Here is a 22,313-nt window from a genome sequence, read left to right as displayed (position 1 = left end):
TGTATAAAGCAATTGCTTTGTATAAAAATAAAATTGAAATAAAAGTATAGGAGTGGTTTTATGGCAGAATTAGTTATTACACTTGAAAATTTTGAACAAGAAGTTGTAAATTCAGATGTACCAGTCTTAATAGACTTTTGGGCTGAGTGGTGTATGCCTTGTAGAATGGTGGCTCCAATAATTGACGAATTGGCGAAAGAATATGAAGGAAAAATCAAAGTAGGTAAAATTAATGTTGATGAAGAAAATGAATTGGCGATGAAATTTAGAATAATGAGTATACCAACAATTGGGCTTTTCAAAAATGGTAAAATGGTAGATAAGATAATAGGAGCAAGACCTAAAGCAGACTTTGTAAAGTTTATAGAAAAACATCTCAATGGTGGTGCTACACAATCAGAAGAATCTGACGAGGTAGAAATTACATACGATAATTTCGAAGAAGAAGTTGTAAACTCTGATGTACCAGTATTGATAGACTTTTGGGCTGAATGGTGTGCACCTTGTAGATTAGTTGCTCCCATAATAGATGAACTAGCAAAAGAGTATAAAGGAAAGATTAAAGTAGGAAAAGTTAATGTAGACGAAGAAAATGAGCTGGCAATGCAATTTAGAATAATGAGCATACCTACAATAGGACTTTTCAAAAATGGCAAGATGGTAGATAAAATAATAGGAGCAAGACCTAAAGCAGACTTTGTAAAGTTTATAGAAAAGCATTTAAACAATTAAAAATCCTGCATTATGCAGGATTTTTAATTTTATTCCTTGAATAAATATGAAAAGAATTGTTTAATTTTCCAAAAAATTAAGAAAATCGAAACATACTAAGGCATACTCTCGCAAACCGAAGGAAACCCAATTTAATATTGGGTTTTCTTCGGTTTTTAAGGAATGGGAAAGCTTTTATTTAGCTTAAGTAAATGTATACAATATAGATATAGAGAAAATTCTTAGAGGTGATAGAATGGAAAACATAAAAGTGGTTGTATGGGGACTTGGTGCAATGGGAAGTGGTATTGCTAAGATGATACTTTTTAAAAAAGGAATGGAAATAGTTGGAGCAATTGATACAGATCCAAATAAAAGAGGAAAGGATTTGAATGAAATTTTAGGGACAAATTCTAAACCTGTTTACATCACTTCTGAACCTCAAGATATTATAAAAAAAGGAAGTGCTGATATAGCGGTTATTGTTACATCCTCCTATGTAGAAAAGGTTTTCCCGCTCATTAAATTGGCGGTAGAAAATGGCATCAATGTCATTACAACTGCTGAGGAGATGGCGTATCCTTCTGCACAACATCTAGAATTAGCCAAAGAAATTGACAGACTTGCAAGAGAAAATGGCGTATCTGTCTTAGGTACAGGAATAAATCCGGGATTTGTATTAGACTATTTAATCATTGCACTGACGGGAGTTTGCGTAGATGTTGATTCCATTAAAGCAGCAAGAATTAATGACTTATCTCCTTTTGGAAAAGCTGTTATGGAAGAACAAGGGGTGGGCCTCACTCCTGAGGAATTTGAAGAAGGCGTAAAAAACGGGACTGTTGCAGGGCATATAGGATTTCCTGAGTCTATTTCGATGATTTGTGATGCTTTAGGGTGGAAACTTTCAGGTATTGAGCAGACAAGAGAGCCTATAGTTTCTAAAACTTATAGAGAGACCCCTTATGCAAGAGTTGAGCCGGGTTACGTTGCTGGATGTCGCCAAATAGGGTATGGAAAGGTAGATGGAGAGGTAAAAATAGAATTGGAACATCCGCAACAGATATTACCTCAAAAAGAAGGAGTAGAGACTGGAGACTATATTGAGATTAAAGGAACTCCAAATATAAAGTTGTCTATAAAGCCTGAGATACCTGGAGGTCTAGGTACTATTGCTCTTTGTGTCAATATGATACCTCATGTCATAAATGCGCAGCCAGGTCTTGTTACTATGCTGGATTTGCCTGTACCTAGAGCTATTATGGGCGATGCAAGAGATATGATCAGGAGGAGATAAAATGGCTCAAAAAGGCGATTGGGTAAAAATTAAACAGGTTATTTTAGAACCATCGGAAAGATCTGAAAATACACCTCAAGATACCAAAGGGACTCCTTTGACGATGTGGGTTAAAGGTTTACTTTTACAAGATGGAGAGATTGGCGACACAGTCAAAATTAAGACTTTGACGGGTAGAGTAGTGGAAGGAATTTTAGTAGAAATCAATCCACGGCATATTCACGATTTTGGCAATCCAATTCCTGAGCTTATAAAAGCAGGTATAAAAGCAAGAGAGATATTGTATGGCGGTGAAGAAGAATGAGTAGGTATAAGCATGTAATGGCTAGGAAAAACGAAATAATGAAAAGATCTTTGGGAATAGATTATGAAAAATTTGAATCAGGTGGAATTGCTTTTGAATATGAAAAAATGATGAAAGAAACAGGTTACACCTTAGAAGAAATTGTTAAAATACAAAGGGAAGCAAATGTAGGAAATACTCCTCTTATAGAGTTAAAAAACTTGACAGAATTAGCGAGAAAAGTTTCGCCAACAGGAAAAGCTGCCAGAATCTTTATAAAAGATGAAGCTTGTAACCATTCAGGAAGCTTTAAAGAAAGGCGGGCTAGTGTTTCTATATATCACGCAAAACAAAAGGGATATAAGGGAGTCATAGCTGCCACTAGTGGTAATTACGGAGCAGCAGTGGCTTCACAAGCTGCCATGAAAGGTTTAAAATGCATCGTAGTGCAAGAAGCTTATGATAGTAGAGGTATAGGGCAGCCAGAAATATTGGAAAAAGGAAGAAAGTGTGAAACATTTGGAGCGGAAGTCATACAACTAACTGTTGGACCGGAATTATTTTATGTAAACTTGATGTTATTAGAAGAGACGGGATATTTTAATGCTTCTTTGTACACTCCTTTTGGAGTTGCTGGTATTGAAACATTGGGATATGAAATAGCTCAGCAAGTAAAAGAGAGGACTGGTAAGTTTCCTGATGTTGTTGTAGCCACCCATGCTGGTGGAGGCAATTTGACGGGTACTGCAAGAGGACTTATGAAAGCGGGAGCAGTAAACACAAAAATATACGGCGTGAGTGTTGATTTGACAGGACTTCACATGGCCTCAGATAAAGATTTTAATAGAAAGTCTTTTACGACGGGACATACAGGATTTGGAATTCCTTTTGCGACTTGGCCGGATAGAGCAGATGTGCCTCGAAATGCTGCAAGGCCTTTAAGGTACATGGATGGGTATTACCTTGTCAAGCAAGGGGAAGTCTTTTACATGACAGAGCTTTTAGCTCAATTAGAAGGTTTAGAAAGAGGACCAGCGGGAAATACCTCTTTAGCGGCAGCTTTCAGTTTGGCACAGCAAATGGAAAATGACCAGATAATAGTGGTGCAGGAGACAGAATATACAGGGGCAGGTAAAAATCCAACGGCTCAGCTTACTTTTGCTATGCAAAACGGCATAAAAATTCTAGTAGGAAATCCTGATGATGAGATACCAGGACAAAATATAATTTTGCCTGAACATCCTTCTATGATAAAGGCAAGAGAAGTCAATCTTTCAAATTTGAAAAAATCCTATATTAAAAACTGTGTCCAACATTTTGGAATAATGCCTAAAGAGGAGGACATCAAGTTTTTAGCAGAAGATACTAAGTCCAGTGAAGAATTTGTGAAAGAAGTAATTTCAGAATTACAGAATGGAGGGTTAGTATGAGACGAGAAGATGATTTTGAAACAAGAAGCAAACACTTAAAGCACATGACAGATGAAGAATTAGACGCATATTTCTGGAAATTGGCAGAAAAAATTGTAGATCCTTTGATAGAGTTGGCATATTATCACACATCTCCATCCATTGAGCGTTCTGTGCTTTTACGAATGGGTTTTTCTAGTATTGAGGCAAAGGAGATTGTAAACAGAATTGAGGAAAGAGGGCTTTTGCCAAAAGGAGCAGGAAATATTGTGTTGAAAGTTGCAGAAAGGGTTAAAAAGGATTACCTCACTGCCGGAAAATCCATAGCTAATGGAGAGTACTTGGAGGTGCTTGATGATATAGCAAGGGAGGCTAGTAAAAATGAAGCTTGAAAAGGATAAAAAAATAGATATTGAAGAAATTTTAAAGGATTTGGACAAATATGTGCCTAGGAGAAGAGGATGGCACTGGAGAGAGGATGTAGGTAAACACAAAATTGGCGATTTTGAGTATTATCAGGTTTCAAAACCACTTAAAAACAGTATTCCTTTACCTGCTGCAAAACACTTTGGAAACATTGACCCTCAGCCAGATTGTGTGATAACCACAGAAATAGCTTCAGGAAGGTTTGAAGATGATATAAGGCGCATGAGAATGGCAGCATGGCATGGAGCAGACCACATAATGGTTATTAGAACGTTAGGACAAAGCCATTTTGATGGACTCATTGAAGGAACACCTGAAGGTGTAGGAGGAGTTCCTATTTCGAGAAAACAAATAAGAGCGACGAGAAAAGCATTGGATTTAATTGAAGATGAGGTCGGTAGGCCTATAAACTTTCACTCTTATGTAAGTGGGATAGCCGGTCCTGAAGTAGCTGTTATGTTCGCTGAAGAAGGGGTAAATGGTGCCCATCAAGACCCTCAGTACAATGTCCTTTATAGAAATATAAACATGGTAAGGTCTTTTGTAGATGCAGCAGTTGCTAAGAAAATAATGGCAGATGCTAATATACTTCAAATTGATGGTGCTCACAATGCCAATGCAACAGCAAAATATGGATGGAAAGTTATGCCTGAACTTTTAGTTCAGCACGCTATAAATACACTTTATTCGAGAAAAGTAGGAATAAAACCAGAAAACATAGCCTTATCTACAGTGCCACCAAATGCTCCACCAACTCCTTCCATACGTTTGGATTTGCCGTATGCAGTAGCTTTGAGGCAGCTTTTTAAAGATTATAAAATGAGAGCGCAAATGAACACAAAGTATATCGAACACGATATGAGAGAAGCAACTGTAACACATGTGCTTAACCTTTTAATATCTCGATTGACCTCAGCAGATATACAAAGTACTATTACTCCTGATGAGGGAAGAAATGTCCCATGGCATTACAACAATATCAACGCGATAAACACTGCTAAACAAGCCCTTATCGGCATGGACGGTCTAAAAGAGATGGTAAAACTCAATTTTGATGGGGAGTTAGGGAAAAAAGTCAGAGAATTAAAAATGAGAGCTATTCTCTTTATGGAGGAAATTTTAGAAGTTGGGGGATACTTTAAGGCAGTAGAAGAAGGTTTCTTTGTGGATTCAGGCTATTATCCAGAGAGAAATGGAGATGGCATTGTAAGAACTATAAATGGCGGTATTGGCGCCGGTACTGTTTACAAAAGAGATAAAGACTATATTGCACCAGTATGCTCTCACTTTGGATATAACAATTTGCCAGAAGGGCTTAATAAACCTTGCGATTTAATAGATGGATGTACTCTTTGCAAGCATGAGAAAATCCATTATATAGACGAATTAGATGAGAATGACAATGTAGAAAATAGATTGAAAGAAACTGTTGAGTACAGAAAAGGAGATAAAATAAAGCCAGAAGTTGAATGGGCAGGAGACGGCATAATAAGCATGAACCTATTTTTGCCTGTAAATGAAAGGACTGCTGAATACGCGGCTATTAAATACGCAGAAAAGCTGGGGCTTACTGATGTAGTCGTTTTAGGTAAACTTCCAATGCATCCTGCAGAGGGAACGTACGTGGAAGTAAGAGGGCGTGTTCAATTTTCTATTGACAAAAATGAATTAGAAATACCGCCGGAAGAGGAAATACTTTCAGATGAGGAAATAGAAGAAGATATTAAGAGAAAGCCTATGAAGGTGGTTGCTGCAACTGTAGGAAATGATGAACATTCTGTGGGCTTAAGAGAGATTTTGGACATAAAACACGGTGGAATTGAAAAATACGGCATAAAATTTACTTACCTTGGTACTTCTTGTCCTGTAGAAAAGTTAGTTGATGCAGCTATAGAGGAAAATGCTGATGCTATTTTAGCTAGCACTATAATAACCCATGATGATGTCCATATAAAGAATATGAAAAAAATTCACGACCTCTGTGTAGAAAAGGGAATAAGGGATAAAGTAATTTTAGTAGGTGGAGGTACGCAAATTACAAACGACCTTGCTAAAAGTGTTGGCTTTGATGCAGGATTTGGAAGAGGTACAAAAGGAAATCAAGTGGCAAGTTTTTTAGTTAAAAAAAGAAGGGAAAAGGAAAATGAGGAAAACAATTGACATACTTGTAGCCGAGATTGGAAGTACTACGACAACTGTAAATGCTTTTGTTCTGGGCAGTGATCCTGTTTTTATAGGTCAGGGGATGGCTCCTACCACAGTCTTAGATGGGGATGTGAATATTGGTCTTGTGGGGGCTATTGAGAATTTAAAAGATAAAATTGGAGATTTTGTATATAGTGAGATGCTTGCTTGTAGCAGTGCTGCTGGTGGCCTCAAAATGACTGTACATGGCTTAGTCTACGACATGACTGTAAGGGCAGCTAAAGAGGCTGCCCTTGGGGCAGGAGCCAATATAAAACTTATAACAGCAGGAAAACTGAGAAGAACGGATTTAGAAAAAATAAAACAAATAAAACCAAACATAATACTTTTAGCAGGTGGAGTGGATTACGGAGATAGAGAAACTGCTCTTTATAATGGAGAAAAATTGGCGGAATTAAAGTTGAATGTGCCAGTAATTTATGCAGGCAACATAGAAAATAGAGAAGAAATTTCCCACATTTTTCAAGAAGCCGGTCAGGAAGTATACATTGTAGACAATGTTTATCCATCAATTGATAATTTAAATGTAGAACCGACAAGAAAAATGATTCAGAAAGTTTTTGAAAAGCATATTGTAACAGCGCCAGGTATGAGTAAAGTAAAAGAATTGGTGACAGGAAATATAATCCCAACGCCAGGTGCTGTCATGGAATGTGCTATACTTCTTTACAATGACATAGGTGATTTGATGGCAGTCGATATAGGTGGAGCTACTACAGATGTTCATTCTGTTACTGAAGGAAGCGATGAAATACAAAAAATAACTGTAAATCCAGAGCCTTTGGCTAAACGCACAGTAGAGGGGGATTTGGGGGTTTTTGTTAATTCAAGAAATTTATTTGATTTGTGCGGAGAGGATATATATAAAAAATTCAGTAATGCAGATGAGTTAATAAACAATATAAAGCCAATACCACAAACAGAAGAAGAAAAAGAATTTGTGATATATCTTGCAAACAAGGCATTAGAAGTGGCAGTAAAGCGTCACGCAGGTAAATTAAGCAGTTATTTTGGACCTACAGGAAGAACCTTTTATGCGGAAGGAAGAGATTTGACAAATGTTAAATGGATAATAGGTACCGGTGGAATATTTTCAAGACTTGAAGGAGGAGAAAAATTATTAGAAAATATAAATGATGGAGGAAGTGGAAAAGAGCTTTATCCTCCTTCATCGGCAAAAGTTTTAATTGACAGAGATTATATCATGGCGGTTTGTGGTGTTTTGTCTAAGAAATATCCTGACGAAGCTTTGAAATTAATCAAAAATAGCTTATGTATTTAGAAATGGGGGAGATTAAATGTATCCCTTGTTGAGAATAAACTTAGTAAAACTTCGAGAAAATACACAAACTATCGTTAATTTGTGTGAAAAGAAAAATATAAAGGTAGTAGGTGTTACAAAAGTTTTTTGTGCTATTCCAGAAGTAGCACAGACGATGGTAAAAGGCGGAGTAGAAATTTTAGGAGATTCTCGAATTAAAAATTTAAAAAAATTACAACATATACCGGTACCTAAAATGCTTCTTCGAATTCCCATGAAAAGTGAAGTGGAAGAAGTTATAAAATATGCAGATATAAGCCTAAACTCAGAAATAGATACAATAAAAAGCCTATCGGAAGAGGCAAAAAAACAAAGGAAAATTCATGAAATAATCCTAATGGTAGACTTAGGGGATTTGAGAGAGGGCGTATTGAAAGAGGATGTTATTCCAATAGTAGAACAAATAGTAAAACTAGAAGGTATAAGATTAAGGGGAATAGGTACTAATTTAACTTGTTATGGTTCGGTTATTCCTACGCCAGATATATTAGAAGAGCTTGTGGAAATAAAAAATTCTATCAACAAAAAATTCAACTTGAATTTAGATATAGTCTCAGGAGGAAACTCAAGCAGTCTGTACTTAGTTCAAAATGGTCTCATACCAAGAGGAATAACGCAACTTAGAATAGGAGAAGCTATTGTCTTAGGTAGGGAAACGGCTTTTGGAGACAGAATTCCCCATACTTATGACGATGTATTTACTTTAGAAGCACAGATAGTCGAATTAAAAGAAAAACCTTCTTATCCACGAGGTATATTAGGAATGGATGCTTTTGGAGAAAGACAAGTATATGTGGATAGGGGGATAATGAAAAGAGCAATTTTGGCTATAGGAAGACAGGATGTCAATATGAATGACCTAATTCCTATAGACAGCTCTATTGAATTAATAGGTTCAAGCAGTGACCATTTAATTGTAAATGTTACAAATTCCCAATATCCGTATAAGGTAGGAGATATAATAAAGTTCAAACTGAGATATGGAGGGATTTTATCCTGTTCTACCTCTGAATATGTAGAAAAAGTCATTGAAGAGGCGTAAAAATGCGCCTCTTTTTGCATTATGAAAAATTTGAAGGGATTGCTATAATAGAGTGAGGAATAATATTTTTTAGGAGGGTTTTAAAATGATAATAGGTTTAGGGCATGTAGCCTACAAAGTCACAGATATTGACAGAAGCATAGAGTTTTATTGTAAAAAATTAGGTCTAAAAGAAGCATTTAGGTTAAACCATGAAAATGGAGAATTAATGCTTGTATATCTAAAAGTGGCGGAGGGACAATTCATTGAATAAAGGGGCAGCCTATGATGGGAGCAGATGGAAATTATCAATATTGGATAGAAGATCCTGATAGAAATAGAATAGAACTAATGCAAATAATGCCGGGTTCTTTGCAGGATAAAGCAAAAGAATTATAGAAAATTAAGTGTTGACAACCACTTTTTTAAGTGGTATTCTTTTTGGTGAAATCCGGGTAAAATAGTAGGAATTCAGGGGTGGATAATCGTGAAACTATCTACAAAAGGTCGATATGGGATACAAGCTATGTTTGAATTAGCCCTTTACTACGGGGAAGGCCCCATTTCTTTAAAGACAATTGCCGAAAATGAAGGACTTTCTGAGCATTATCTAGAACAGCTTATAGCAATCCTTAGAAAAGCTGACCTTGTGAAAAGTGTCAGAGGAGCACAGGGAGGATATATGCTAGCAGCTCCTCCTGATAAGATAACCGTTGGAGATGTGATAAGAACATTGGAAGGATCACTGGCTCCTGCAGATTGCGTTTTGGAAGATACTCCTTTTGAGTGCAGCAGAGCAGGAGGTTGTCCGACGAAGTTGGTGATGGAAAGAATAAGAGACAGTATAAATAAAGTGATAGACTCTATTACTTTACAGGATATGGTGGATGATTACAGGCGATTAAATCAAAAAAGTGCTTTTATGTATTACATTTAGGGAAATAATAATTTTAGGACTTTTAGGGGAGGATTTTATATATAATATGGAGATAAACAATAGAGTAGCAATTGGAATGAGTGGAGGAGTAGATAGCTCTGTAGCTGCATATCTTTTAAAAAAAGAAGGATTTGATGTTATAGGCCTTACAATGAAAGTATGGGTAGACCATGAAGCTAAAGCTTTTGATAGCGATAAGAGCTGTTGTTCTTTAAGAGCTACACAAGATGCAAAAAAAGTTGCAGAGATGTTGGGAGTACCTCATTACACAGTTGATTTTAGTGAAGTCTTTTATGATAAAATAGTAAATTATTTTATCAATGAATATTTAAAAGGAAGGACTCCTAATCCTTGTGTATTGTGTAATAGGCAAATAAAATTTGGAGAGCTTCTAGAGAAAGCATTTGAGTTGGGAGCTTATTACATTGCTACAGGCCATTATGTCAGAAAAGACTATGATGAAAAAACAAAAAGATATTTATTAAAAAAAGGTATAGATTCTTCTAAGGATCAAAGCTATGTCTTATATCGTTTGACACAGAAGCAGTTAGAACATGCTCTTTTCCCTTTAGGAAATTACAAAAAAGAAGAAATAAGAGCTTTGGCAGAGGAGTTAAAGCTACCTGTTGCTAAAAAGCTAGAGAGTCAAGAAATTTGTTTTATCCCAGATAATGATTACAGCGGATTTATAAAAAGGCAAGTTAAAGATGAAATAAAGCCAGGAGAATTTAGAGATGTTCACGGCAAATTTTTAGGGTATCATAAGGGAATAATACACTATACAATTGGTCAGAGAAGAGGATTGGGTTTATCTTCTGATAGACCTTTATACGTCGTGGATATAGATGTGAAAAACAATGTGGTTGTTGTTGGACATCAAGAAGATGTGTGGGGAGAAGAGCTAATATCCTCAAATAACAATTTTATTTCCATTGAAAAACTTGAAAGGGAAATGAAGGTAACTGCAAAAATACGCTACACAGCTAAAGAAGAAGAGGCTATAATAAAGCCATATGAAGAAGATAAAGTATTAGTAAAATTTTTAAAACCTCAAAGAGCTATAACTCCAGGACAATCAGTTGTCTTCTACGATAAAGATGTAGTAGTAGGAGGAGGAATAATTGAAAAAAAGGTGAGATAGTGCACACAAAAAGTGTGCATTTTTTATTTTAAAGAGGGAAATCTATAAAAAGCAGAAACTTTTTTAGATTTCAAAGGAGGGCTTTTATGAATAGAGACAAATATATAAAGGGATTTTTGGCAGGAATAGTAGCTGCTGCATATATAATTCCCAAAATAGATATGAGAAAATATAGACGTTATAAAGATATGATAGAAAAAAATATGACAAAAATATGGCGTACAATGAACAAAATAAAAATTAGATAGATTTTTCAGGTGATAAAATGCAAGTTAAAAAAGTGTATCTACTTTTTTTAATCATTGGTGCCATAGGCTTATTGTATTTTTTTATAAAGAATTGGGTGAGTATTAAAAATATACTTTCCCCTTTTTTTGTTTCCGCTTTAATAGCCTATTTATTAAATCCAATGGTAAAATTTTTTAATTCAAAGGGCTTTTCTACTTTTTTGTCTATTCTTCTAGTGTTTTTAATTGTTGCTTTGGTAATACTATTTTTTTCTTTTTACATTCTCCCTTTGTTGATAAATGAAATAGTTATTTTTGTGAAAATGATACCTTTCTATACTGAAGAACTACAAAAAATTTTGATTCAACTAAAATTTAACTATTTTTCTTATTTGCCACCTCAATTTGAAAAAGTTTTAGATAAAAATTTGAATGCCCTAAATAATCTTTTTGCCTCTCGTGTCGATTTGGTTTTTAAATCTACTGTTGCAATATTAAAAGATATTATAGACGTGATAATTGTACCGATTATTACTTTTTATCTTTTAAAAGATAAAAATGTATTTGAAAAAGAAATTGAAAGAATGATTCCCTCCAAATATCATGATAGTTTTTTTGCTCTTTTAAAAAAAATAGACAAAATTTTAAGTAAATACATAAGAGCACAAATATATCTTTCTATCTTTGTTGCTATTTTTACAAGTATAGGCCTTTCTCTAATTAAAGTTAAATATGCTTTTTTAATAGGAATATTGGCAGGAATATTAAATATAATTCCCTACATAGGGCCTATCTTGTCAATTATTCCTGCTGTTTTAATAGGGCTCCTTGATTCTTTATCTAAAGGCTTTTGGGCTTTACTTGTGTGTCTTTTAGTGCAACAGATAGAAAATGCCTTTATAACACCTAAAATAATTAGCGACAGTGTAGGGCTTCATCCTATTACAGTGATTTTTTCATTGATTGCAGGAGAGGAACTTTTTGGCGTCTGGGGGCTTTTATTATCTGTGCCTGTTGTAGCAATAGGGAAAGTTATTGTAACAGAAATTTTTATTGAGAAATAAACCAGTTATTGACTTGTTATATTCAATCTTGTATAATATACTCAAAAAAGAGCGGGTAAAAGCCCGTCCCCAAATTTGGGACGGTTTTTATTGTATCAAAAAGGAGGATTTTTATGGAAAAACTCGGGATGAACGAAATTAGAGAAAAATTTTTAAGCTTTTTTGAAAGCAAAGGGCACCTGAGACTACCAAGTTTTTCTCTAATTCCTAAGAATGATAAAAGCTTATTGTTAATTAATTCTGGAATGGCTCCTTTAAAACCCTATTTTACAGGAAAAGAAACTCCCCCCAGCAAACGAGTAACTACTTGCCAAAGATGTATAAGGACACCGGATATTGAAAGAGTGGGTAAAACAGCACGTCACGGTACCTTTTTTGAAATGCTAGGTAACTTTTCTTTTGGTGATTATTTTAAAAAAGAAGCTATTCCATGGGCATGGGAATTTGTCACAGAAGTTTTGGGATTGCCAGTTGACAGGTTATGGGTATCAATTTATGAGGAAGACGATGAAGCATTTGAGATTTGGAATAAAATAGTTGGGTTACCTCCTGAAAGAATTGTGAGGATGGGGAAAGAAGATAATTTCTGGGAGATTGGCACAGGACCTTGTGGCCCCTCTTCAGAGATTTATTTTGACAGAGGTGAAGAAAAAGGCTGTGGGAAGCCTACTTGTGGAGTTGGCTGTGATTGCGATAGGTTTATTGAATTCTGGAATTTAGTTTTTACCCAGTTTAATAAAGACGAACGAGGAAATTATCACAGGTTGCCAAATCCAAATATTGATACAGGCATGGGACTTGAGAGGATAGCCACAATAATGCAGGGAGTCGACAGCATATTTGATGTAGACGTAATAAGAGGCATTACTAATTTTGTGTCTAAGATTGCGGAAGTAGAATATGGAAAAGATGCAGAAAAAGATGTGTCTTTGAGAGTTATCACTGACCATATAAGAGGGATAACTTTCATGATATCAGATGGAATTCTGCCTTCTAATGAAGGAAGAGGCTATGTTTTGAGAAGGCTTTTAAGAAGGGCTGCAAGGCACGGTAAATTGCTGGGGATAAACGATACCTTCTTGTATAAAGTGGTTGATTCAGTCATAGAAAATTATGGAGAGGCATATCCTGAAATAATTGAGAGAAAGGACTATATAAAGCGAATAATCAAACTGGAAGAAGAAAGATTTAAGGAGACAATAGACCAAGGACTTACAATTTTACAAGATTATATAAGCGAACTAAAAGTACAAGGAAAAACCGTATTAGAAGGTTCTAAAGCTTTTAAACTATACGATACCTATGGGTTCCCATTGGATTTAACAAAAGAAATTTTGCAAGAAGCTGGCATTACTGTTGATGAAGAAGGATATACAAAGGAGTTGGAGAAACAAAGGATAAGAGCGAGAAGCAGCAGAAAAGAAGATAATAGTTTGTGGGAACAAGACATATATTCTACTTTAGGAGATATTAAAACAAAATTTGTGGGATATGATACTTATGAAAGCGATTCAAAAGTTTTAGCTATTGTAAAAGATGAAGAGCTTGTTGAGGAAGCAGAAGCTGGAGATGATGTGAGTATCATATTAGATGTTACTCCTTTCTATGCTGAAAGTGGTGGGCAGATAGGAGACAAGGGAGTTCTAGAGAATGAAAATGCTTTGATAAAAGTAAATGACTGTAAAAAAATAGGAGATAAGTTTATACACACTGGAACAATTGAAAGAGGTTTAATTTCAGTAGGAGATGAAGTAAAAGCTCAAATTGATGTGGTAAGTCGAAGGAATGCTGCAAGAAACCACACTGTAACTCATCTTCTTCATAAAGCCCTAAAGGAGATTTTAGGCGACCATGTTCATCAAGCTGGTTCTCTTGTGGCTGATGATCGATTAAGATTTGATTTTTCACATTATCAAGCTGTGACTAAAGAAGAGCTAAAGCAAATAGAAAATAGGGTTAATGAAAAGATATACCAAAGTTTAAATGTGCATATTGAAGAAAAAACTTATGATGAGGCAGTGAAAGAAGGGGCTGTTGCGTTATTTACAGAAAAGTATGGGGATAAAGTAAGGGTTGTAAAAATTGATGATTACAGCATGGAACTTTGCGGTGGAACTCATGTTAAAAATACTAACGAAATAGGGATTTTTAAGATTGTATCTGAAAGTGCAGTTGGTGCAGGTTTAAGAAGAATTGAAGCTTTAACAGGACTTGCTGCAATAAAATATTTAGGAGAGAAAGAAGAAATATTAAAAGAGGCTTCTGATTTATTAAAAGTCCAAGATAAAGAGATAATTTCAAAAATTGAGAGTTTGCAGCAAGTTTTAAAGACAAAAGATAAAGAGATAGAACAATTAAAAATAAAAATGGCTTCTATTTTGGCTGATAGTTTAATCAATTCTGCTATTTCATTAGATGGTATAAAAGTAGTGGTTTCAAAGGTTGAAGATTATGATAGTGAGGCTTTGAAGGCATTAGGAGATATTTTAAAAGATAAATTAAAAATTGCTGCAGTAGTATTAGCATCTTCTACCCCAGAAAAAGCTATATTTGTCGGTATGGCTACTAAAGATGTTGTTCAAAAAGGGATAAACATGGGAGCTATTATTAAAGAGGTGTGCAAAGTATCTGAAGGAAATGGCGGTGGAAGACCAGACATGGCTCAAGGAACAGGCAAAAATCTATCTAAGGTAGATGAAGCGTTAAACAAAGCGATAGATATTGTAAAAGAACAGTTAAAAAATTGAGAAAAGCTTGACTAGCCAAGTAAATATAGGTTATTATAAAGTTGATGGTAGTTAAATGTATCTAGAGGTGATATATTATGGTAGATAAAAACGAGCAGACTCTGAGGTATCACGTTACAACTGATAGAAAAACTGTTAAAGAGATATTGACAGCAGTGTATGAAGCACTTTCTGAAAAAGGTTATAATCCAATTAATCAAATAGTAGGTTATATATTGTCTGGGGACCCTACTTATATAACCAGCCATAAAAATGCGAGAAATTTGATAAGAAAAATTGAAAGAGATGAATTAGTAGAAGAACTTTTGAGAGAGTATTTGTCTTCCCAAAAATAAGAAAAATGAAATTGCCTCACTTTGTGTGAGGCAATTTTAGAATGGAGAGGTTTCTTTGAGGATTATGGGTTTAGATGTGGGGGATAAAACAATCGGGGTAGCTATAAGTGACTTATCAGGCACAATTGCACAGGGACTTACTACTATTAAAAGAAGTAGTAACAAAAAAGATTTTGAGAGAATAAAACAAATAATAAATGAATATGAAGTGGGAATGATAATTGTAGGATTGCCTAAGAATTTGAATGGTACTTTGGGGCCACAGGGACAAAAAGTTATGAGATTTGTTGAACACTTAAAGGAAGCTATTAATATACCAATAATCTTGTGGGATGAAAGGCTTACTACAGTAGAAGCACAAAGGGTTTTAATAGAAAAAGCTGATATAAGTAGGGCAAAGAGAAAAGAAGTAATTGATAAGCTGGCTGCAGTTCTTATACTTCAGAACTACTTAGATTCACAAAAAAATAAATAAATAAATTTTTATTAAAAACTTGACAGTCTTTTTGGTATGTTATACAATTACATTATCTTGAAGTAGAATTGAGGTGAAATAGTATGGAACCAGAAATCATTCAGCTAATCGACGAGCACGGCCATGAAGTAGACTTCGAACTTGTAGCATCATTTGACCTTGATGATACCAGGTATGCAGTTGTGGTCCCTGTCGATGGTGATGGAGAAGATGCTTACATCCTGAGAGTGGAACAAGATGAAAATGGCAATGATATTTTTGTAGGGATTGAAGACGAAGATGAGTTCAATGATGCTGTCGAAGCATACAATGAGCTGATGGAAGAGTATGAAGAATATTATGATGATGAAGATTTTGACGATGAAGAGTAAATTAAAATTAGAATGAAATTAATTAAGATATACCGTTTTGGTATATCTTAATTTTATATACCCACAAAATTTAATTTCTATGTAAAATGGAAATTGGATTCTCAATTGAAATATCTCTGTCCACTATAAAATTTGATATTTACTAAAAAATCGAAAAAAAATATTTGACAATTGAAAATGAATATCATAAACTAATATTAGTTGATATTATTTGGCGGTGATTTAGATGAATGAAATTGAAAAATTTAAAGAAAAATTAAAAGATAAGGGATATAAGTTGACAACTCAAAGGCGTGTGATATTGGACGTCATTATGGAAAATAGGGATAAACATCTTTCCTCTGAGGAAATATATGACCTTGTAAGGCTAAAATATCCTGAAATAGGGCTTGCTACAGTTTATAGGACCCTTCAGTTATTTGAGGAATTAGGTATTGTCTATAAATTAAATTTTGACGATGGTCGAAATAGATACGAGCTATATCATAATGAAAACCATCAGCATCATCATTTGATTTGTTTAAAATGCGGAGCAGTTATAGAAATGGAAGGAGACCTTTTGGAGAATTTAGAAGAGGCAATAGAAGAGACTAAAGATTTTGAAATAATAGATCATAATGTGAAATTTTTTGGTTATTGTAGCAAATGTAGGAGCAGGTATAATTAAACTTATAGTGAGATTTTGGATTTTGTTTAAGAAATAATTTACATTAATAGGGTTGAAGTATTTTTTCAAATAAAGTATAATTTATATTAACTGGTGTAAGGTACGGGTAAGTTTTTTTGGGTTTTTGGGGGAAAATAAAATTAAAGCTAAAAATATCTAATGAAAGGAGATAAGTATTTGGCACACAAGGCAAAACTTAAAATCATTCCTTTGGGCGGGTTAAATGAGATCGGCAAAAACATGACTGTTTTTGAATTCGGAAACGACATAATAGTTGTGGATTGCGGTCTCGCTTTTCCAGATGATGAAATGTTGGGAATAGATTTGGTCATTCCCGACATTACTTATTTATTGAAAAATAGGGAAAAGGTTAAGGCAATTGTTTTAACACATGGTCATGAAGACCATATTGGAGCTTTACCATATGTCTTAAAGCAACTTAATGTTCCTGTATATGGGACTCGTCTGACTATAGGTTTAGTAGAATATAAGTTAAAAGAGCATGGTATTTTAAAAGATAGTAAATTGATAACGGTGAAGCCAAGAGAGATTGTCGAAATTGGTCAGTTTAAAGTGGAGTTTATAAGAACCTCTCATAGCATTGCAGATTCTGCGGCTTTAGCTATTCATACTCCTGTTGGGACGGTTTTCCACTCGGGGGATTTCAAAGTAGACTTTACCCCTATAGGGGGAGAAATACCAGACTTACACCGCTTTGCCCAGTTAGGGGAAAAAGGGGTACTAGTAATGCTATGTGATAGTACCAATATTGAAAGACCGGGTTATACCATGTCAGAAAGGACAGTGGGAGAGACTTTTGACAGTATATTTAGAAAAGCAGAACAACGAATCATAGTGGCAACTTTTGCTTCTAATATCCACAGAGTTCAACAAATTATAGATTCTGCGCACAAGTATGGAAGAAAGGTTGCTATTTCAGGCAGAAGCATGTTAAATGTAGTTAATGTAGCGATGGAATTAGGCTATTTAATTGTTCCTGATGGCCTTTTGATTGATATTGATGAAGCCAATAAATTGCCTCATGATAAAGTTGTCATTATAACGACAGGCAGCCAAGGGGAACCTATGTCAGCTCTTACCAGAATGGCTTCTTCTGAGCATAAAAAAGTAGAGATTGTACCGGGAGATACAGTGATAATTTCTGCTTCTGCTATTCCGGGAAATGAAAAACTTATTTCTCGCGTCATCAACCAATTATTTAAAAAAGGTGCCAATGTAATTTATGAAGCATTGGCAGATATTCACGTATCGGGTCACGCCTGTCAAGAAGAGATTAAGCTACTTCATACATTAATAAAACCTAAATTTTTCATTCCTGTTCATGGAGAATACAGACATTTAGTTCAGCATGCTAAGCTTGCAGAGACTTTAGGAATGCCTCCACAAAATATCTTTGTAGTAGATAATGGGACAGTATTAGAGTTTACAAAAAATTCTGGAAGAATTGCAGGAACAGTAACAGCAGGGAAAGTGTTAGTAGATGGCTTGGGTGTTGGAGACGTAGGAAATATTGTTTTAAGAGATAGAAAACATTTGGCTCAAGATGGTTTGTTAGTAGTAGTGGTTACTATTTCTAAAGAAACGGGAGGAATTATAGCGGGTCCCGACATAATTTCCAGAGGATTTGTATATGTGAGAGAATCAGAGGATTTAATGGAGGAATCCAAAAATGTTGTCAGAGATGTGTTATCAAAGTGTAAGAAAGAGGGAATTAGCGAATGGGCTACTATAAAATCAATGATAAAAGATGATTTAAGCAGTTTCTTATATGAAAAAACTAAGAGAAATCCTATGATATTGCCAATCATAATGGAAATTTAACCAGGAGGAGCTTAAATATGAACGTCTACGACAAAGCTTATGAACTGGCTAATGCTATAAGACAGTTGCCAGAATACAAAGCTTTTAAAGGGGCGTATCAAAAAATAAATGAAAATGAGCAAAATAAGAAAATGTTAGAGGATTTTAGAAAAAAGCAATTAGAGATTCAAGCTAAAGAGTTGTCGGGTGAAAAAGTGGATCCTAAAGAAAAAGAAGTGTTAGAAAAGCTATGGGAGATATTGAATCTTAATCCTGAGATAAGTTCTTACTTGTCTTTAGAATACGCTCTTGGCAAGATAATGGATGATATACTAAAAATAATCATGGAACCAATGGAGATGAAGTAGATGAAAACAATAGATACTAAGTACATTGTAAAAGCAGGAGCCATTGCAGCCATTTACTTTGTTGTTACTATTCTTTTGGGCAGTGTTTCTTATGGCCCTATTCAATTTAGAATATCTGAATCTTTAGTTGTATTACCCATGGTAGAGCCGGCAGCAATATGGGGGGTTTTTATAGGATGTTTATTAGCCAATATAGGAAGCCCCTTTGGACTTCTCGATATTTTGGGTGGAAGTTTAGTGACATTACTTGCTGCGTACCTTACATCAAAGACTAAAACTTTTTACAAAGGTATATTGCCTCCTATAATATTAAATGCTCTTATTGTTTCAATATGGGTAAGTTATTTCACGAAAATGCCCTATTATCTTGTAGTTTTGTATATTGCTTTAAGTGAAGCTATTGTGACAGGTGTATTTGGGTATGTAGTGATTGCAGTATACAAAAGATTAAAAGATAAGTATTCTTTATAAAAACAGGTAAGCGGAAGGCTTACTTGTTTTTATTTTTAATTAATTATATAATTTAGGTATACCTACCCAAGGGAGAGAAATGTAATGAATAATGTCGAATACAAAAGAAAAAGTAGATTTGCTGTGGTAATAACGACTATAATTTTTTTGTTTTTCTCTGCTTTTGTATACTATCAAAGCTTTTTTCAACCAGTAACTACAAAAAGTGATGTGCCTCAAAAGATTATAAATATTCCAAAAGGGTATTCTACCGTGCAAATAGCTAAGGTGTTAAAGGAGAATAATTTAATTAAGAATGAGTGGTTTTTTATATGGAGAGCAAAAGTTTTAGGTGCTGATGGAAAATTACAAGCAGGAAAATATCTTTTAAGCCCTAACATGACTACTGATCAAATAATAGAAAAAATATTTGCAGGTAAAGCACAAAAGGATACAATAAAAGTGACAATTCCGGAAGGTTATTCTGTTAAGGATATAGCCAATAAGTTATCGCAATTAGGCTTAGTAAATAAAGATAAATTTTTAGAAGTTGCACAAAAAGATACTTTTAACTACGATTTTTTAAAAGACATACCTAAAGATAGACCAAGTAGATTAGAAGGGTATCTTTTTCCCGATACTTATCAAATACCTATAGAGGCTGGCGAAAAAGAAATAATAAATATTATGCTTAAAAGGTTTCAACAAGTTTATAATAGTACTATAAAGGATAATGCAAAATATGTAGGAATGACACCAGATCAAATTGTGATAATAGCTTCTCTGATAGAAAAAGAGGCTGTGGTAGATAAGGACAGACCTCTAATTGCAGGTGTTATATACAACCGTTTGAAAAAACATATGAAACTACAAATAGATGCTACTGTACAATACGCATTAGGGGAACACAAGGATAAGCTTTTGTACAAAGATTTGGAGGTAGATTCCCCTTACAATACCTACCAACACTATGGACTTCCTATAGGTCCCATTTGTAATCCTGGACTTAAATCGATTGAAGCAGCTCTTTTCCCAACAAAGCATGACTTTTACTATTATGTTGCAAAGAAAGATGGGTCCCATATTTTTAGTATAACTTATGAAGAGCATTTAAAAGCTCAGAAAGAAATTGAAGCAATTGAAAATAATAATACTAAATGAAAGGGTTGAGTTATGGAAAAAACTCCAAATGATATGAAATTTATAAGAGGGATAGCTCATAAATTTGGATATCCTTTAGATGAGATGGAGAAATATGCCTACGAAAATTATATCCCTATTGCAAAACCGGAAGTTGCTGATTTTTTAAGTTTTATTGTGAAGCTAAAAAAGCCTAACAATATATTAGAGATAGGTACTGCTATTGGCTATTCTACTATAATAATGGCAAAAGCTTATTCAGAAGTTAGTGTAGTCACTATTGAAAGGGATATAAATTTGGCTGAAATAGCTAAAGAAAATTTTAAGAAAGCAAAAGTAGAAGATAGAATCGAGCTTATTTGTGGAGAAGCACAGCAAGTTCTTCCAAATTTAACTAAGATGTACGATTTGATTTTTGTAGATGCGGCGAAAGGGCAATATATAGAATTTTACAAAGAACTGAAAAGACTTTTAAGCAAAGAGGGCGTAATCTTGTGGGACAATATTTTGTATAAGGGATATGTTGTAAATGAGAAAAATGTAAAACATAAGAGAAGAACTATTGTGTACAGAATGAGAGAATTTATAGAAATATTATATCAAGATAAAACTTTGTACACGGTAATTTTGCCTTTAGGAGACGGATTGGCTTTAAGTTTTAAGGAGGAATAGAATAATCATGTTAGAGCTTTTGGCACCAGTTGGAGATTTGGAAAGATTAAAAATAGCTATAAATTACGGAGCAGATGCGGTATATTTTGGAGGGAAACACTATAGTTTAAGGGCTTCTGTTGGTTTGACTCTTGAAGAGATAAAAGAAGCAATAAAATATGTGAGGAAAAGTGGAAAAAAAGCATATATTACTATAAATATCTTTCCCCACAATGAGGATTTGGAAGGATTGCCTGAATACATTAAATCAGTCGTTGACCTTGGCATAGATGCTATTATTCTTTCTGACCCAGGGATTTTTTCTATTGTAAAAGAAGTAGCTCCTGAAGTAGATGTTCATATAAGTACGCAAGCAAATAATGTGAATTATAAAAGTGCTCTGTTTTGGCATAATTTAGGTGCAAAAAGAATAATTTTGGCAAGGGAACTATCTTTAAAAGAGATAAAAGAGATAAGAGAGAAGACACCAAAAACTTTAGAATTAGAGGCATTTGTCCACGGGGCTATGTGCATTTCTTACTCAGGAAGGTGCCTTTTAAGCAATTACCTTACAGGAAGAGATTCTAATAAAGGTGAATGTGCACAACCTTGCCGGTGGAAATATTATCTTGTAGAAGAAAAAAGGCCAGGAGAGTATATGCCCATTTTCGAAGATGAAAGGGGCACATATATTATGAATTCTAAAGACCTATGCATGATAGAGTACATTCCAGAACTTGTTGAGGCTGGAGTTACAAGTTTTAAAATTGAGGGAAGAAACAAAAGTGCCTACTATGTTGCTGTAGTGACACGGGCTTACAGAAAGGCGATTGACGATTACCTTGAAAAAGGAAAAGATTATGTTTTTGACAAAAAACTTCTTGAAGAGGTTTCTAAAGCAAGTCACAGAGGATTTACCACAGGGTTTTATTTTGGCAAGCCAGGTCCTGACGCTCAAAATTATGAGTCTTCAAAATATATACGGACTCATGATTTTGTAGGAATTGTAAAAGAATATGACCCCAATACAGAAATTGCTGTTGTAGAGCAAAGAAACAGGATGTTTGTGGGAGATAAAATTGAGATTATGGGTCCTAAAGTAGAGTTTGAGCAGCAAATTGAAAAAATGTGGGATGAAGAAGGAAATGAGATTGAAGTAGCTCCCCATCCTCAAATGATAGTGAAAATTCCTGTAAAGTATCCTGTAGAAGAATTTTTTATACTGCGTCGAGAAATTAAAAATTAG

General features: G+C 34.6%; 24 protein-coding genes and 1 pseudogene. All 25 read left to right on the top strand.

Annotated elements, in window-relative coordinates:
• Positions 1-60: 60 nt before the first annotated feature.
• Positions 61-378, top strand: a pseudogene (trxA, locus tag M663_RS0106175) (thioredoxin); the annotation flags it as partial.
• Positions 379-420: 42 nt separating this feature from the next.
• Positions 421-732, top strand: a complete 312-nt coding sequence (trxA, locus tag M663_RS0106170) for a thioredoxin (protein ID WP_028986148.1) — start codon at positions 421-423, stop codon at positions 730-732.
• 235 nt (positions 733-967) lie between these two features.
• Positions 968-2,008, top strand: a complete 1,041-nt coding sequence (gene ord, locus M663_RS0106165; RefSeq protein WP_029688314.1) for a 2,4-diaminopentanoate dehydrogenase — start codon at positions 968-970, stop codon at positions 2,006-2,008.
• A 1-nt stretch (position 2,009) separates the two neighbouring features.
• Positions 2,010-2,312: a 2-amino-4-oxopentanoate thiolase subunit OrtA gene (gene ortA / locus M663_RS0106160; protein ID WP_003868890.1), complete on the top strand. Its 303-nt coding sequence runs from the start codon at positions 2,010-2,012 to the stop codon at positions 2,310-2,312.
• Positions 2,309-3,721 carry a 2-amino-4-oxopentanoate thiolase subunit OrtB gene (gene ortB / locus M663_RS0106155; RefSeq protein WP_029688313.1) on the top strand — a complete coding sequence of 471 codons (1,413 nt, stop codon included), beginning with the start codon at positions 2,309-2,311 and terminating at the stop codon, positions 3,719-3,721. Before ortA ends, ortB begins: the two co-directional genes overlap by 4 nt.
• On the top strand, positions 3,718-4,092 hold the full coding sequence (locus M663_RS0106150; RefSeq protein WP_003869787.1) for an ornithine aminomutase subunit alpha: 375 nt from the start codon (positions 3,718-3,720) through the stop codon (positions 4,090-4,092). Before ortB ends, M663_RS0106150 begins: the two co-directional genes overlap by 4 nt.
• Complete coding sequence (gene oraE / locus M663_RS0106145; protein ID WP_029688312.1) at positions 4,082-6,286, top strand: D-ornithine 4,5-aminomutase subunit OraE; 2,205 nt, start codon at positions 4,082-4,084, stop codon at positions 6,284-6,286. Before M663_RS0106150 ends, oraE begins: the two co-directional genes overlap by 11 nt.
• On the top strand, positions 6,270-7,613 hold the full coding sequence (locus tag M663_RS0106140; protein WP_029688311.1) for a GlmL-related ornithine degradation protein: 1,344 nt from the start codon (positions 6,270-6,272) through the stop codon (positions 7,611-7,613). Before oraE ends, M663_RS0106140 begins: the two co-directional genes overlap by 17 nt.
• A 16-nt stretch (positions 7,614-7,629) precedes the next feature.
• Positions 7,630-8,694 (top strand): ornithine racemase Orr, encoded by a 1,065-nt coding sequence (gene orr / locus M663_RS0106135; protein ID WP_029688310.1) that lies wholly within the window; start codon positions 7,630-7,632, stop codon positions 8,692-8,694.
• An 85-nt stretch (positions 8,695-8,779) separates the two neighbouring features.
• The gene (locus tag M663_RS15315; protein ID WP_012268707.1) at positions 8,780-8,947 is read left to right on the top strand and encodes a VOC family protein; all 168 of its coding nucleotides are present in this window, start codon (positions 8,780-8,782) and stop codon (positions 8,945-8,947) included.
• Positions 8,948-9,160: 213 nt separating this feature from the next.
• Positions 9,161-9,610, top strand: a complete 450-nt coding sequence (locus tag M663_RS0106125; protein ID WP_003868830.1) for an Rrf2 family transcriptional regulator — start codon at positions 9,161-9,163, stop codon at positions 9,608-9,610.
• Positions 9,611-9,656: 46 nt separating this feature from the next.
• Positions 9,657-10,751: a tRNA 2-thiouridine(34) synthase MnmA gene (gene mnmA / locus M663_RS0106120; protein ID WP_004396492.1), complete on the top strand. Its 1,095-nt coding sequence runs from the start codon at positions 9,657-9,659 to the stop codon at positions 10,749-10,751.
• Between the two features lie 86 nt (positions 10,752-10,837).
• Entirely contained in the window at positions 10,838-10,999 is a 162-nt protein-coding gene (locus M663_RS15310) for a hypothetical protein (RefSeq protein ID WP_003869793.1), read from the top strand.
• A 17-nt stretch (positions 11,000-11,016) separates the two neighbouring features.
• A complete protein-coding gene (locus tag M663_RS0106110; RefSeq protein WP_004396485.1) occupies positions 11,017-12,042 on the top strand; it encodes an AI-2E family transporter in 1,026 nt (341 codons plus the stop codon).
• A 113-nt stretch (positions 12,043-12,155) separates the two neighbouring features.
• A complete protein-coding gene (alaS, locus tag M663_RS0106105; RefSeq protein WP_029688309.1) occupies positions 12,156-14,789 on the top strand; it encodes an alanine--tRNA ligase in 2,634 nt (877 codons plus the stop codon).
• A 77-nt stretch (positions 14,790-14,866) separates the two neighbouring features.
• Positions 14,867-15,124: an IreB family regulatory phosphoprotein gene (locus M663_RS0106100; RefSeq protein WP_003869796.1), complete on the top strand. Its 258-nt coding sequence runs from the start codon at positions 14,867-14,869 to the stop codon at positions 15,122-15,124.
• Between the two features lie 55 nt (positions 15,125-15,179).
• Complete coding sequence (gene ruvX, locus M663_RS0106095; protein WP_029688308.1) at positions 15,180-15,599, top strand: Holliday junction resolvase RuvX; 420 nt, start codon at positions 15,180-15,182, stop codon at positions 15,597-15,599.
• An 83-nt stretch (positions 15,600-15,682) separates the two neighbouring features.
• Positions 15,683-15,970: a DUF1292 domain-containing protein gene (locus M663_RS0106090; protein ID WP_003869798.1), complete on the top strand. Its 288-nt coding sequence runs from the start codon at positions 15,683-15,685 to the stop codon at positions 15,968-15,970.
• Positions 15,971-16,196: 226 nt separating this feature from the next.
• Positions 16,197-16,637 (top strand): Fur family transcriptional regulator, encoded by a 441-nt coding sequence (locus M663_RS0106085; RefSeq protein WP_003869799.1) that lies wholly within the window; start codon positions 16,197-16,199, stop codon positions 16,635-16,637.
• A gap of 177 nt (positions 16,638-16,814) precedes the next feature.
• Positions 16,815-18,479, top strand: a complete 1,665-nt coding sequence (locus M663_RS0106080) for a ribonuclease J (RefSeq protein WP_337954491.1) — start codon at positions 16,815-16,817, stop codon at positions 18,477-18,479.
• Positions 18,480-18,496: 17 nt separating this feature from the next.
• Positions 18,497-18,826 (top strand): YlbF family regulator, encoded by a 330-nt coding sequence (locus M663_RS0106075; protein ID WP_003868470.1) that lies wholly within the window; start codon positions 18,497-18,499, stop codon positions 18,824-18,826.
• Positions 18,827-19,297, top strand: a complete 471-nt coding sequence (locus tag M663_RS0106070) for a QueT transporter family protein (RefSeq protein ID WP_029688306.1) — start codon at positions 18,827-18,829, stop codon at positions 19,295-19,297. It abuts the gene before it with no gap.
• 84 nt (positions 19,298-19,381) lie between these two features.
• Positions 19,382-20,437, top strand: a complete 1,056-nt coding sequence (gene mltG / locus M663_RS0106065) for an endolytic transglycosylase MltG (protein WP_029688305.1) — start codon at positions 19,382-19,384, stop codon at positions 20,435-20,437.
• A 12-nt stretch (positions 20,438-20,449) separates the two neighbouring features.
• A complete protein-coding gene (locus tag M663_RS0106060) occupies positions 20,450-21,088 on the top strand; it encodes an O-methyltransferase (RefSeq protein WP_003868466.1) in 639 nt (212 codons plus the stop codon).
• Positions 21,089-21,095: 7 nt separating this feature from the next.
• On the top strand, positions 21,096-22,313 hold the full coding sequence (locus tag M663_RS0106055; RefSeq protein ID WP_003868465.1) for a U32 family peptidase C-terminal domain-containing protein: 1,218 nt from the start codon (positions 21,096-21,098) through the stop codon (positions 22,311-22,313).

Source organism: Thermoanaerobacter sp. A7A, assembly GCF_000445185.1.
Lineage (GTDB): Bacteria > Bacillota > Thermoanaerobacteria > Thermoanaerobacterales > Thermoanaerobacteraceae > Thermoanaerobacter.
This window is presented reverse-complemented; position numbering and strand designations above follow the sequence as displayed.